At 32.1% G+C, this 14,802-nt stretch carries 12 protein-coding genes; 3 read left to right on the forward strand and 9 right to left on the reverse strand.

Features of this window, described 5'->3' with window-relative positions; genetic code table 11:
• Positions 1–217: 217 nt before the first annotated feature.
• The 8 genes from OZJ21_RS01220 to OZJ21_RS01255 all read right to left on the reverse strand — a co-directional run bounded on the left by OZJ21_RS01220 (position 218) and on the right by OZJ21_RS01255 (position 8,613).
• Positions 218–2,287, reverse strand: coding sequence for an LTA synthase family protein (locus tag OZJ21_RS01220; protein WP_003699509.1), 2,070 nt, complete (start codon positions 2,285–2,287; stop codon positions 218–220).
• Positions 2,288–2,398: 111 nt separating this feature from the next.
• Positions 2,399–2,632 (reverse strand): YkuJ family protein, encoded by a 234-nt coding sequence (locus OZJ21_RS01225; RefSeq protein ID WP_003699512.1) that lies wholly within the window; start codon positions 2,630–2,632, stop codon positions 2,399–2,401.
• Between the two features lie 127 nt (positions 2,633–2,759).
• Positions 2,760–3,779 (reverse strand): lysylphosphatidylglycerol synthase transmembrane domain-containing protein, encoded by a 1,020-nt coding sequence (locus tag OZJ21_RS01230; protein ID WP_003710704.1) that lies wholly within the window; start codon positions 3,777–3,779, stop codon positions 2,760–2,762.
• 4 nt (positions 3,780–3,783) lie between these two features.
• A complete protein-coding gene (locus tag OZJ21_RS01235; RefSeq protein WP_069468623.1) occupies positions 3,784–4,794 on the reverse strand; it encodes a glycosyltransferase family 4 protein in 1,011 nt (336 codons plus the stop codon).
• A 2-nt stretch (positions 4,795–4,796) separates the two neighbouring features.
• A complete protein-coding gene (locus OZJ21_RS01240) occupies positions 4,797–5,996 on the reverse strand; it encodes a glycosyltransferase family 4 protein (protein ID WP_003710705.1) in 1,200 nt (399 codons plus the stop codon).
• Positions 5,997–6,172: 176 nt separating this feature from the next.
• Positions 6,173–7,894: a phosphoenolpyruvate--protein phosphotransferase gene (gene ptsP / locus OZJ21_RS01245; protein ID WP_081511793.1), complete on the reverse strand. Its 1,722-nt coding sequence runs from the start codon at positions 7,892–7,894 to the stop codon at positions 6,173–6,175.
• Positions 7,894–8,160: a phosphocarrier protein HPr gene (locus tag OZJ21_RS01250; RefSeq protein ID WP_003699522.1), complete on the reverse strand. Its 267-nt coding sequence runs from the start codon at positions 8,158–8,160 to the stop codon at positions 7,894–7,896. The genes ptsP and OZJ21_RS01250 overlap by 1 nt, the downstream gene beginning before the upstream one ends.
• A 258-nt stretch (positions 8,161–8,418) precedes the next feature.
• Positions 8,419–8,613: a hypothetical protein gene (locus OZJ21_RS01255; protein WP_003699525.1), complete on the reverse strand. Its 195-nt coding sequence runs from the start codon at positions 8,611–8,613 to the stop codon at positions 8,419–8,421.
• A 148-nt stretch (positions 8,614–8,761) separates the two neighbouring features.
• Between OZJ21_RS01255 and OZJ21_RS01260 the strand changes: the two genes are divergently transcribed.
• From OZJ21_RS01260 to OZJ21_RS01270, 3 genes are all read left to right on the forward strand, one after another.
• Positions 8,762–10,954 carry an ATP-dependent Clp protease ATP-binding subunit gene (locus OZJ21_RS01260; RefSeq protein ID WP_268857308.1) on the forward strand — a complete coding sequence of 731 codons (2,193 nt, stop codon included), beginning with the start codon at positions 8,762–8,764 and terminating at the stop codon, positions 10,952–10,954.
• A 122-nt stretch (positions 10,955–11,076) separates the two neighbouring features.
• Positions 11,077–11,355 carry a DUF1827 family protein gene (locus OZJ21_RS01265; RefSeq protein WP_162606779.1) on the forward strand — a complete coding sequence of 93 codons (279 nt, stop codon included), beginning with the start codon at positions 11,077–11,079 and terminating at the stop codon, positions 11,353–11,355.
• A gap of 148 nt (positions 11,356–11,503) precedes the next feature.
• On the forward strand, positions 11,504–12,544 hold the full coding sequence (locus tag OZJ21_RS01270) for a MucBP domain-containing protein (RefSeq protein ID WP_086201587.1): 1,041 nt from the start codon (positions 11,504–11,506) through the stop codon (positions 12,542–12,544).
• Positions 12,545–12,585: 41 nt separating this feature from the next.
• On the opposite strand, the gene OZJ21_RS01275 is transcribed toward OZJ21_RS01270, so the two are convergent.
• Entirely contained in the window at positions 12,586–14,781 is a 2,196-nt protein-coding gene (locus OZJ21_RS01275; RefSeq protein WP_268857309.1) for an alpha-galactosidase, read from the reverse strand.
• Between the last annotated feature and the right edge of the window lie 21 nt (positions 14,782–14,802).

Consider the following 14,802-nt stretch of genomic DNA (forward strand, 5'->3'; position numbering starts at 1 on the left):
AGTTTTCAAAGATCTACTCATCAGCTATCAACAACTGACAACTTTTATATCATATCAAGTCGTCATATATTTGTCAACAACTTTTTCATTTAATATTTTTTATCACTTTCTAAATCAGCGACAAGTAATATAATAGCAAACTTATTTTTAAGAGTCAATTATTTTTTTACAAAAAAATACTGTTAAGTATCTCTTACGACACTTAACAGTATTTATATTATTTCTCTTTTAGTTCTGGAGCATCAGTTGAGAACATATCCTCTGTCGATTTACCATTATTCTTTGTTAATAAACTTGTTTTCTTTTTCTTCTGTGCTTCTTTCAATTCCTTCAAGGCTACACTCTTCTTATAAGTATATTGTGACTTGTCTACTTTCTTAAAGCCTTCCAAATTGTAGAATCTCAGTAAATCACCTGTTATTATCTTATCAGACATATTCAACTCACTGTCTACTTCATCTTGTTGCTTTTCAACTTCCTTAGACTCCTTAGAAGTTAACTTAGAATTTACAACTTCACCATTATTATTATAAACTTTGCTTCCAATTTTACTATAAACAGGAGATACAAAGTCACCATTTCTAAACGCAACTGTCTGACTTCTATTATTTGATAACAAATCTTGTCCAAGTTGAACAGTTCCTGTATCTTTTATTCCTAGTAAGTCCATTAACGTAGGCATTACATCAATTTCTCCACCATATGTATGATTAATGCCACCTTTCAATCCATTTAAGTGGATCATGAATGGAACTTTTTGGAACATAGCCAAATCATAACTAGTTACTTTCTTTTTACCCAATAATTGCGCAATTGCTTTTTTATGGTTATTTGAGATACCATAATGATCACCATATACAACAATCATTGAATTATCATATAATCCTGCCTTCTTCAAATAATTAATAAATTCTTCAAATGACTGATCGAGGTAGCGTGCAGTTTGGACATAACCATCAACAGTTGCATCTCCTGTTGTTGTTTTCGCAATTGATTGATTCTTTTTATCCAATTCATATGGATAATGGTTTGTTAGAGTAATAATTTTTGCATAAAAAGGTTGTGGCAATTGTTCAATATATTTTACGGATTGTTTTAAGAAAATCTTGTCTTTTAATCCATAACCTATATTATAATCTTTCTTACTCTTATAGTAGTCTTTACTAAAGAAATATTGATATCCCCAAGACTTATAGGTATTATCTCTATTCCAGAAACTTCCTACATCTCCGTGGAATGCAGCTGTGGTATATCCTCTTTGATCTAACATTGCTGGCAATGCTTGGAACGTATTTCCAGCTCCATAACTTGTCATAGCAGAACCTGATGGCAATCCATACAATGAATTCTCTAACATAGTTTCTGCGTCAGAAGTCTTACCTTGTCCTACTTGATTAAAGAAATTATCAAATGCTAATGTATTAGAATCATGATAAAACTTATTTATATTTGGTGTTACTTCTTCACCATTAACTTTATAATCAATCATAAATTGTTGGAAACTTTCTAAATGGAAAATAAACACGTTCTTTCCTTTAGCCTTTCCATAATACTCAATATTAGGAGATGTTCTATTTTTATTAATTTTCTTCAGAATTTCATCTAGGTCTTTCTTGCTAGCATTAGCTCTAGTTGCAGATTCTTGATGAGCTTGATATGTACTGTAACCCGCAAAGAAATCTAAACCTAAGTACTTAACAATGTAATTATTATCAAATGTTCTTGTTAATAGTTGCGAACGGTCTTTCTCGGCTAAACCTAAATTAATAGCAAATAAAACTAGTGAAGACACCGTAATTATTATAGGTCTCCAAATTTTCACAGGGCTCAAATCAGGTTTGATTACTTTAAAAATCACCAATAGGGCTAAAATAATTACATCTAAAAATACTAAAAAGTCTGTTCCATGTATAATCTGACTAATACTTAAACTTAAGTTATTTGAAACAGAACCCGATGATTTTATGATACTCATCGATAGAAAATCTGAAAATTCTCGATAGTATAAAATATTGGCAAACAACCATAACGATTGTAGCAGATTAATGACTATCATAATCCAATAAGATTTTCTACCTCTGAAATAAAGTGCTATTCCAAATAATAATAATCCTGCCGGTATCGGATTCAAAGCTAACAAGAATTCTTGCATTCCATCCGATACTCCCAAAGTGAATTTAGTATTGTATACGATATAAGTCTTCATCCAAAAAAGGAAAAGCGTTAATGTAAAGAAACCTATTCGTGTACTCAATCCATCTCGAATTTTTCTTAATGCTAATCGCATCTCTTTTTGCCTCCATAACAGATTAATACAAAACGATTATAATAGAAAAGATGGCCTATTTAAATAATAGTAAGCCATCCTTCATAATTACTTAACAAATTAAAGTTAAGACTAATCATCCAACAAATCAAAAATTTCAATAGCTGCTAGATCAATATCATCAAATTCAAACTTTTGATGTGTCTGCATCTCTTCAAGAGTGTAAGTATTTGTAGTTGGATCATATGCTACTTGACCACGTTCAGAGCCATTTTTTTCAAAACGTCTAACTTGAACTTCATCGCTATCACTTTTAGCCATAGCATCAAGACGTGTGATAATCGCTACAAGTTGTGAATTTTCCATAAATTACAGCCTCTTTTCTTTAAACAATAATCGTTATTGCAATACTTATAATATACAAACATGATAATATCATGTTTACCATATTTTTACATTAGATTTTATTAAAAATTTCCCTTTTCTATACAATCTATTTTTTCGTTACAATTTGTTTAGGTTGAATTAACATTGCTATCAAGCCACTCAGCATCCCAAAATAATAAGTAACTATTCTCCATAAAAGCATTGCTAAAACTAACTTGCTTCCAGTACCGATAAAACTACTAAAGATTACCGAAAAGCTATATTCAGCTCCTCCAGCTCCTCCAGGTATTGGAAATAAAGATACAACCATAACTATCAAAACATGCATAGAAACTACCATAATGACGTTAACATGTGTCACTCCTAACGATAATAGGATGAAGTATGGAATAATATAATATACAGCTAACTGTACAAAAGTTATTGCACTTATTTTTAATAATAATTTCCAATTAGATTTCAATTTTAAACTCTCTTCATAGAAATTATCAATTTTCTCATCAACTATTTTATTCCAATTTTGATATTTTTCGTCATTAAATATCCATTTTATTGGTAATAATGTTACTTTTATAAACTTCTTAGTAAAATCATACCAATACATCACCATTAGCAAACTAACGATAACAGCTAGGTGTATAATAAAACCAAATACTACCAACCACGCTAGCGTATGTATTTTTTCTTGAATAAAATTAAAACCTATTAATAAACACAATACAAAATTAACAACTATCATAGCTTGGTAAACAATAAATTTCATCAATGTACTTGACGTTGCACGTCCAGCATCTAAGCCTGATTGCATTAATGCAAATAATTGTGCGGGTTGTCCCCCTGTTGAAAAAGGTGTTATCCCATTAAATAGTTGCTCTAACATTGGCACTCGTAACGCATCAAAAAATGGATAACTTTTAATCTGCCTTTGAACTAGTATTTTTATGACTAACGCTTCAAATACTAAAGAAAGAAACATACACAAAAATGCTATTCCTAACCACCACAAATTTAAGGTGGTAACATCATGTACAAAGCTACGAAAAGATATTTCTCGTAAAGAGAGTAAAAAAATCGCTATTCCTATACCAAACATTATGAATAACACTATTCTATTTTTTCTTGTCATAATCTTACCTACTAAATTTTTGATAATAAGCTAGCCATATTTTTGCTAGTCTTCTTTCAGAATAATATTCTGCAGCTTTTTTGGACTTTTCTTCCAACTTTTCTAATTTTTTTCTGTCTTGTGATAAATTGATAATTTTTTTATTCATATCATTTACATCCTTAGCCGGTTCATAGTAACCATCAATGATTGAATAATATAAATCTAAATCACGTAACATAACTGGCAGACCTGCACTAAATGCTTCTAATACACTCATTGGAAACAATTCATTGTATGAAGGAAGCAAAAATAAATCAGCAGCATTATAATACTCATTCATTTTATTCCTATCAACTATTCCCGGAAATTTCAAATTTGCAGGAGGATTCTTTATAACTTTTTTTAGTTCGTCATATCCATCAGTAATAGCTCCAAAAGAAAACCCACCTACCCAAACAAACTGTATGCCAGGATTTAGTTTAGCTAGTTTCACAAAGTCAGGTACTCCCTTACGTTCTTGTACTTGTCCTACACCAACTATTGTGAATTTATTATCTAAATTCAATTTCTTTCTCAAATTCTCTTTTGAATCTGAAATTTTATAAAAAGTATCACTAGATACAAAATTAGGTATATATGTTATTTTTTCTCTCTTTATTCCATAAGCCGTCAATTTCTCAATAAATGATGGATTAACAACTACCAGCTGATCCATTCTTTTATAAAAAGAAATTATATATTTAAAAAAAACTTTTTTCGCTAACCAAGGTAATTTCAAACTTCCATCTATCGTTTCCGGTAAAAAATGTACATATCCAATTTTACAGCCTCTTCCCGGAAAAAAAGTAGATAAATAAAATTGTGGATCAATAGTGTGATAATGGCTAATATTTACACGGTTAAATTTATTAATCTCTATATTAAGTTCTTGCGAATAATATTTTTTTAATAAATTTATTAACTCTGTATATGCACTTCCAACACCTTGTCCTTTAACCTTAGTTGCCGAAGAAAACATCCCTATCTTTATCAAAATTATCTTCCTTTCGCTTTGTTCAGCTCATCAGAATTAAATCTTAATTTCTTTTTCATATCAAAATCTAGCATACATTTTTCATAAAAAGAAACAACTTTTCTCCCAAAATTATCTGCAGAAATACTATTCAACAATTCTTCTCTCGGTTTAGAATCATTATATTTTTCACCATTTAATAGATAATCGACAACCTTGTTAACCAATTCATCTTCACCTGTAAAAGTCATACCTATACTTGCATCTGTCAAAATTGAATCTGTATATGGACTATGAGTAGTAATTACTTTTGTGCCTGAAGCGATTGCTTCTATATAGGTCAATCCTTGTGACTCTGATACTGAAGTTGAAACGAAAACATCAGCTGCCTTATAGTAGCTACCTACTTCATCATTGTTAATTTCTCCAGTAAAAATAACGCTATCAGTTAAATTCATATCAGATACCTGTTGTACCAAACTCTCCCTAGCAGGTCCATCACCACAAATCATCAACTTAGTTGCTGGAACTCTAGCTAAAATATCCGGCATAGCATTTAGTAACTTATCTATATTTTTTTCAAAGGCCAATCTACTCAAAGTTAGTAGTAAAGGTTGCTCTGAATTTATTTTATATTTTTCTCTAATATTTTCATTTGTACTTTTAGAAAATTTAGAGATATCTACTCCAGTTGGAATTATTTCAATAGGTTCATCAATTCCATATCGTTCTAATGTCTCTTTAACTCTTAAACTAGGTGCTACTATTCCTGACATGTGGTAACAAAAAGATTTAGACATTTGTTTAACATGATAAGGCTTTAATAATCTTCCTTTAGCCACATAATGTAGATAGTCCTCATACATTGTATGATAAGTATGTATACATGGAATTTTCAAATTTTTAGCGACGAATTTCCCAATTAATCCCATCGAAAATTCTGTTTGAGTATGAATAATATCTAAATTTAATTCTTTAGCTACTTGATAAGCATGAAAAAGTCCCCTTACAGCAATACGTCTATCTGTAAATGAAATGAATGGAATACTTGAAAAGCGAAAAATATTACGCTCATAAATACTTTTGTCAACATTAGGATCAGTTGTCGTAAAAATGTACGCTGTGTGCCCTTGTTTCTCTAATTGTTCTCGTAACGTTTTGATAGAGGTCGCAACACCACTTACTTGCGGATAATAAGTATCCGTAAATATTCCGATATTCACATATATCCCCCTCTGTCATTTTATAGTCATTGTTAATTATATGTTTTTAACAAAACCATTGCAATTAAAACCCATAATTTGATCAACAAATATCCCAAATTTTACAAATAATTTACAAATCAAAAAAGCTCGAGAAGGTATTCCCCTCTCAAGCCTTTTATATAAGTTATACTAAACTATTTTGTGTACTGATTTACAAGTTCTACAACTTCATCAGCTGTTTCACAATCATTAACTGCTTTATCAGCTAATTCTTCCATCTTCTTAGAATCTAGTGTCTTCAACAAACTACGTGTCTTCAAAATTGAAGTAGCACTCATTGAGAATTCATCTAAACCTAATCCTAATAAGATAGGAACAGCAACTTGATCCCCAGCCATTTCACCACACATACCAGTCCATTTACCTTCTTTGTGTGATGCTTCAATTGTATTCTTGATCAATCTCAAAATTGAAGGATTATATGGTTGGTATAGGTAAGAAATCTTTTCATTACCACGGTCAGCAGCCATAGAATAACCAATTAAGTCATTCGTTCCAATACTAAAGAAGTCAACATACTTAGCCAACTTATCTGCAACCATTGCAGCAGCTGGAACTTCCATCATCATACCTACTTCGATATCATCAGATACTGGAACACCATCTGCAACAAGTTTTGCTTTTTCTTCTTCAAAGATAGCTTTTGCTTCCTTAAATTCTTGAACAGTAGCAATCATTGGGAACATGATAGCTAAACTACCATAATGGGATGCACGCAATAAAGCTCTTAATTGTGTGCGGAAAATATCTTGGCGATCTAAAGAAATACGAATAGCTCTATATCCTAAGAAAGGATTTTGTTCTTCTGGTAATGGAAGGTATGGTAATTCCTTATCTCCACCAATATCCATTGTACGAACAACAACTTGTTTACCATTCATACCTTCAACAGCAGCTTTGTATGCTTTAAATTGATCTTCTTCAGATGGCAACTCGGAAGCATCCATGTAAAGAAATTCAGAACGGAATAAACCGACTGCCTCTGCACCATTATCATTTGCACCTTCAACATCTTTAGGTGTACCAATGTTTGCAGCTAATTTAACTTCTTTACCATCTGCTGTAACTGACTTAGCATCCTTCAATAATTTCCATTCTGCTTTTTGATCAGCAAAAGCTTTAGCTCTAGCCTTGTAATCTTCTAATTCTTCGTCAGTTGGTTCTACTAATGCTTGTCCATCTAAACCATCAATAATAACCATTTGACCTTCAGAAATTTCACTTGTAGCATTACCAGAACCTACAACTGCGGGAATTTCTAATGTACGAGACATAATAGCAGAGTGAGAAGTACGTCCACCAATATCTGTGATAAATCCCTTAACAAAATTACGATCCAATTGAGCTGTATCAGAAGGAGTTAAGTCATGAGCAACAATAACTACTTCTTCATTAATTAATGCAGGGTTAGGAATAGATACTCCCAACAAGTGACCCATAACACGCTTAGTAACATCGCGAATATCACCAGCACGTTCTTGCATATAAGCATTATCTTCCATTGCTTCGAACATTTGAATGAACATATCAGTTACACTCTTCAAAGCAGCTTCAGCATTTACTTTGTCATTTTTAATTTTATCGTTAATTTGTCCAAATAATTCTGGATCAGATAAAATTGTCAAATGAGCTTCAAAAACTTGTGCTTCTTCAGCACCTAGATTTTCAGTAGCTTTTTGCTTAATGACTTCAAGTTCTTGTTTGGAAGTTTCAACAGCTACACTTAAACGTTCGATTTCAGCATCTGGATTATCAATAGTTTTTTCTTCAAATGATAAATCAGGTTGAACGAGCATGTAAGCTTTAGCAGCTGCAATACCATCACTAGCTGCGATACCGTTTAAAACCTTAGTCATTATTCAGCTAAACCTTCCTTTTTCATTGTTTCTTCAATAGCAGCAATTGCTTCTGCTTCATCTGCACCGTCTGCAGAAATTACAACATCAGCATTTTGGCCTACACCTAAGGACATAACACCCATGATAGACTTCAAGTTTACAGACTTGCCATTGTATTCCAATGTTACATCTGAGTTAAATTTGCTTGCTGCTTGTACCAACAATGTAGCTGGACGTGCGTGAATACCTGTTTCTGCGATTACGTGAAATTCTTTCTTTTCCATTATTAATCAATCTCCTTTGAATAAGTAAATATATGTGATTAAGAGCCTTGTTAAGAACACGTTTACATTAACAATATGCAAACGATAACAATCTCGATACTATGATAATAACATGAAAACCTTAGTAAGACAAGACTTACTTCATTTTAAATTTATACATATTTTTTAGGTATTTTTACTGTTAAATAACTATCTTTACTGATTTATACTTAAAATATACTTGCTAAAATCATTATCATGCACAAAACATAATTAATACTAAATTAATTTGGATTCCTTACTATAAATATAGGTAGCTCCCCCACCTCGTTTAGCTGTTCCAACAATATTCTTTCTATGACTATAATTCATAAAAGCTTTTTGAAAATCCATGAATTCTTCTGTATTTATTTCTAACTTATCTAGTGTTCCTTCTCTAAGTTCGTCTAACAATGCAGTATAATCTTTTTCCATAAAAATCACCTCGCGCACAAAATTATAACATATATTTTATCCAAGTCTTTATACTTGAACTTTATACCTAACATTGTATAATGAAGTCATTAAGGTCAAAGTTGGTCAAAATAACTTTGATATGTTGATAGAAAGGTCGTGAAAATCTATGTTATGTCAAAATTGTCATAAAAATCCTGCGACAATTCACTTAACAACTAATTTAAACGGTCGCCAAACCTCTATTGATCTTTGTCAAAATTGTTACCAAGAAATCAAAAATGAAGCTAACGGCTTTAATAATATCGGACAAGATCCATTTGGTTTTGGTAGTTTAGATGATATTTTTAAAGCTATATCTAATCCTAATTTTTCTAACCAACAAAGTATGTCTCAAGAGCCACCTACACAAAGTGGTCGCATAGGTGGAAATAACGGTAATCGTAATGGTAATTCCTCTATTCTGGGACAATATGGATTAGATTTAACAGAAGAAGCAAAAAATGGTCAAATCGATCCAGTTATTGGACGTGATAAAGAAATAGCCAGAGTAATTGAAATTCTAAATAGACGTACTAAAAATAATCCTGTTTTAATTGGTGAAGCTGGTGTTGGTAAAACTGCTGTTGTTGAAGGACTCGCCCAAAAAATTATTAATGGCGATGTTCCTCAAAAACTAATCGGGAAAAAAGTTATTCGTCTAGATGTTGTTTCTTTGGTACAAGGAACTGGTATCCGTGGACAATTTGAACAAAGAATGCAACAACTAATGAAAGAATTGAAACAACAAAAAGATGTAATCTTATTTATTGATGAAATTCATGAAATTGTTGGTGCTGGTAATGCTGAAGGTGGAATGGATGCTGGTAATGTGCTCAAGCCATCTCTTGCTCGTGGAGAATTCCAATTAGTAGGTGCTACTACCCTAAATGAATTCAGAACAATTGAAAAAGATGCTGCACTCGCTCGTCGTCTTCAACCAGTTCAAGTTGATGAACCTAGTGTAGAAGAAACTATTAAAATTCTAAATGGTATTCGTAATAAATATGAAGCTTATCATCATGTAAAATACACTGATGAAGCTTTAAAGGCTGCTGTAACTTTATCTAATAGATATATTCAAGATAGATTCTTACCGGATAAAGCAATTGATTTATTAGATGAATCTGGATCTCGTAAGAATTTAACGATTCATGCAACTGATCCAAAAATTATTGAAGAACGCATTAAGAATGCCGAAAATCAAAAACAAGCTGCACTAAAAGAAGAAAATTATGAAAAAGCAGCTTACTATCGTGACCAAGTATCACGTTTTGAAAAGATGAAAGACAATGCTTCAGATGAAGATACTCCAGTTGTTACCGAAAAAGATATGGAACGTATTATAGAAGAAAAAACTAACATTCCTGTTGGTGAATTAAAAGCTAAGGAAAAAGAACAACTTCGTGATTTAGGCTCTTCACTTGAAAAGCATGTTATTGGTCAAGATGAAGCTGTAGATAAGGTTGCTCGTTCAATTCGAAGAAATCGTATAGGTTTCAATAAATTAGGACGTCCAATTGGTTCATTTTTATTCGTTGGTCCTACTGGTGTAGGTAAAACTGAAACAGCTAAGCAATTAGCCCGCGAGTTATTTGGTACTGAAGACTCAATGATTCGATTTGACATGAGTGAATACATGGAGAAATTCTCAGTTTCTAAATTAATCGGTTCTCCTCCTGGATATGTTGGCTATGAAGAAGCTGGTCAATTAACTGAACAAGTTCGCCGTCATCCTTATAGCTTAATTTTGCTTGATGAAGTTGAAAAAGCTCATCCTGATGTAATGCATATGTTCTTACAAATTCTTGATGATGGACGCCTAACTGATTCTCAAGGAAGAACAGTTTCATTTAAAGATACTATCATCATTATGACAAGTAATGCTGGTAGTGGTGATTCTGTAGTATCGGTTGGTTTTGGAGCTGAAGCAAATGGTTCATCTCATTCAGTTATTGATAAATTAACCAAATACTTTAAACCTGAATTCTTAAATCGTTTTGATGATATCATTGAATTTAATCCATTGTCTAAAGATGATTTAGTCAAAATTGTTCGGTTAATGCTAGATGATGTTAATAAAATGATGGCTGATCAAAATATGCACATTGATGTTAGTGATAAGGTAGCAGATAAACTTGCAGAATTAGGTTATGATCCTAAGATGGGTGCTAGACCACTTCGTCGTGTAATTCAAGAACAAATTGAAGATAAAATTGCTGATTTTTATCTTGATAATCCAAATGTCCAAAATTTTGTTGCTGATTTAGATAATAACGGTGATATCGTAATTAAATCTAAGTCTGAAAAAAATGAAGATTAATTTCTTAAGAGAGTTAACTTTTTAACTCTCTTTTTTTATGCTTTTTTATTCAATATTTTTGATAAAATTAATATATTTAGCTATAATATAATTAGAGATACAGGAAAGGTTCGGTGATTATTATGATGCATTTAGTTGATGTAACTGCTAGTCATGCTAAAGATATTCAGCGTGAATTAGCAGCCACCCCTGCCCACTTCATTAAAGTTTATACTTTAGGAAATTCACGTGTTGTATATAAGAAAAAGCATGGATTTTCTGAAATTGTAATTTCAAATAAATTACGTGGAATAACCGACAAAGAAATTACTTTTGTTGTTGAAAAACTTTTGAAGAATGACGCTAAAAATATAGAGATTACTAAACAAAAGAGTTTAGTTGAAATCATCGTTAATAACTAATTCATATATGACTACTACTTATTAGCCCCAGATTGATATTTTACATCAAATTTGTCGGGCTTTTATTATTTCACAAATTCATTTAAAATCTTGTTTATTTTAATGATATAATAGAAGATAATAGTTCTTCATGAAATGAGGTGAAATAATGGCATTCTTAGACTCAGTAAAAAACTTGATGAAGTTTAATAAAAATAATGAAACAAAACAAAAAAATGATATATCCACAGTTGAAAAAAGTGATCTCTCAGATAAAAATAAAGAACCTATCACTAAAGTTGGACATAACGCTACTTTAATCATCATATATCAAGATGATCGTGGTCAAAGTCTGACTACTCCACAAATTATTTCTGGATATATTGGCGAAGAACTTCATTTAAGATTCAAAGAATTTCCCAACTATGACTTAATTAATATTTCAGGATTTACCAGTGCCTTTGTTGATCAATATGGTTCTATAACTCTTACCTATCGTAAACATCAAGGGGCTGATGTTTGGCTATTTTCACAAGATATTGATAAGCAAAAGTTACTGATGCGTCCTGTCTTTATCCGAGGAGATTTTGGGGAACGTTTTGAATTAAATGCCCCTACCATCCCTGACTATTCACTACAAAAAGCTGTTGGTCCTACTCGTGGTGTCTTCTCAGATAAACAACAATTAGTCACATACTATTATCGTAAATCACGTTGGAAAATTGTTGATCATAATGTGCATTATCTTCGTATCAATTCTTATTGTTTAAGTTATACAGAACCCGAAGGACATGATATATCTGTCACACTTGCTCCAGATACTATTTGGCAAACATTTGAGTCTATTCAGCTTATCAATAATGATTGGTGGTATAACATTGGCGGAAATGCCTGGGTTAAATTTGATGAACAACGTATGGAATTACTAGAAAACAATCCATATACTTTATCAGATACATTAAAGATCGCTCCTATCCAGGATGATCCTGAACTAAGTATTCCTGAACCAGTTAAATTATCTGTTACTGCTGAAATTAACTTTGTACCTAACCAAAAACTTGCTCTTTATGATCGACCATTCGGTAAAAAAATTAATGAGATAGAAAATGGAAAAACTGTGCTCATAACTGCTCGTAACCGTGTCGGTCATATGCTTTGGTTTGAAGTTGATGGTCTAGGTTGGACAATTTGGGAATATCTACAATTTTAAAAAGAGATGTAGTTGAAATTCAACTTACATCTCTTTTTTATTTATTCAGCTTTAAAATGATACATTGTAGCAGCATAGTCATTACGGATAATAGGATCATAGAATCCTAATTCCATTAATTCATCGCCACCATAAACCTTATTAGTTTCAACATCACGGTAGTTCCTATTGGTATCTAATCCATATAATTTAGTTTTCGTTAATACAGGTTGAGCTTCTGCTAAAACTTTACATACCATTACTACTGCTTCATCTTTTTGAGGGCTTACAAACATCCAAGCTGTTTTATTACCATCTTTAGAAAATTGTAAACGATAGAAATCTCCATATTGGACTAATTTTCTAATACCCTTGTATTGATTTACTTGTTTTTTAACAATTTCTTTTTCTTCGTCTGTCAATGTTGTTAAGTCTAACTCATAACCAAAGACTGCACTCATAGCAACTGCACCTCTAGTATCGATTGGTGTCACTCTACCAGTTTGATGATTTGGAACTGCAGACACATGAGCTGTCATCATTGATGGTGGATATACTAAACTTGTACCATATTGAATAGTTAATCTGGCAATCGCGTCCGTATTATCACTAGTCCAGCTTTGTGGCATGTAGTAAACAAAGCCTGCATCAAATCTTCCACCACCGCCAGAGCAGCCTTCAAATAAAACATCTGGGAACTTGCTAGTTATTCTTTCTAAAATATCATAAACCCCTAAAACATAGCGATGATAAACTTCACCCTGTCTATCTGCAGGTAGATTTTGTGAATAGATATCAGATAAATTACGATTCATATCCCACTTAACATAATTAATATCATTATCGGCAATAATAGTTGAAATCTGATCAACTATGTCATCTCTGACATCTTTTCTTGTCATATCTAAAATATATTGATTACGTGATGGACTTGGTTGTCTTCCTGGAACTTGCATCAAATATTCAGGATGGCTTCTATATAATTCCGAATCCATTGAAATCATTTCTGGTTCAAACCAAATACCAAATTTCAAATCTTTGCTGTGTACGTAATCTGCAAAATGTTTTAAGCCTTGAGGGAATTTTTTCTCATATACATTCCAATCACCTAATGATGAATTATCGTCATCGCGATGACCAAACCATCCATCATCTAATACAAACATCTCTATCCCCAGTTCCTTGGCTTCGTCTACGATTGGCTTTAATTTATCTTCATCAAAGTCAAAATATGTAGCTTCCCAATTATTAACTAGAATTGGGCGTTCCTTATATTTATATTTGGAACGTGTAATTCTATCTCTGATAATATTATGAAATGCCTTACTCATAGCATTCAATCCATTATCAGTATATGTCATTAATACTTCTGGAGTTTGGAAACTTTCCCCTGCTGGCAATTGCCAATTGAAATTATAACCATTAATCCCTACTAATAATCGAACTTGATCAAGTTGATCTTTTTCAATTTCAAAAGCATGGTTTCCTGAGTAAACTAACGCAAAGCCATACGCAGCACCATTGAATTCATCAGTATTACTATCAACCAAAGCAACAAACGGATTCATTTGATGACTAGAAGTACCACGAATGCTACCAAATGTTTGAATCCCATATCCTAATTTTTGTCTTTCTAAATGACGTTCGTTTACATGGGCTCCTGGTAAACTAATTACATCAAAGTCTCGTTGAGAGAAATCTATTTGCATGGATGCAACTTTTTCCAAGTTTACATTTTCTTGTCCTAGATTCTTAACCTTAACTGAACGTGTAATAATTGGATAATCACGATATATTGTATATAGTAAGTCAAATAAAACTCCACTTTTCTCGTCTTCTAGCGTAACAATCAAAGTATTAGCTTCCGATTCTGACTCCACATAAGCTGCTGGAAGTCCTGTCAATTCAGGTTTTCCTTCTTCAACTTTGTAAGCCTTATATTTTAGCATTAATCCATTTGAGCCATCTTTTTGACGCACTACTATTGCTGGAACTCGATAATCCATCTCACCGGCACTACTATATTCTTGTGGCAAAGTATCTTTGGAAAAGGTTCTATCTAAACTACCTGGTAAATTACCAGAAAATCCTCTATCTACTCGTGGATAACGTAATTGTCCATGATAACTTTTTACCCTTTTACCAAAATATAAATGACTAATAGTATCGCCATCTTCAATTGAAAAAATATATGAAAGTTGCTCATTATGCAAATGAAAAACTCGATTTTCTTTATCTACTGTAATTAAATCTACCATTTTACCAAACCTTCCTTAGCT

It is taken from the genome of Ligilactobacillus sp. UO.C109 (genome assembly GCF_026847815.1).
GTDB classification, from domain to species: domain Bacteria; phylum Bacillota; class Bacilli; order Lactobacillales; family Lactobacillaceae; genus Ligilactobacillus; species Ligilactobacillus salivarius.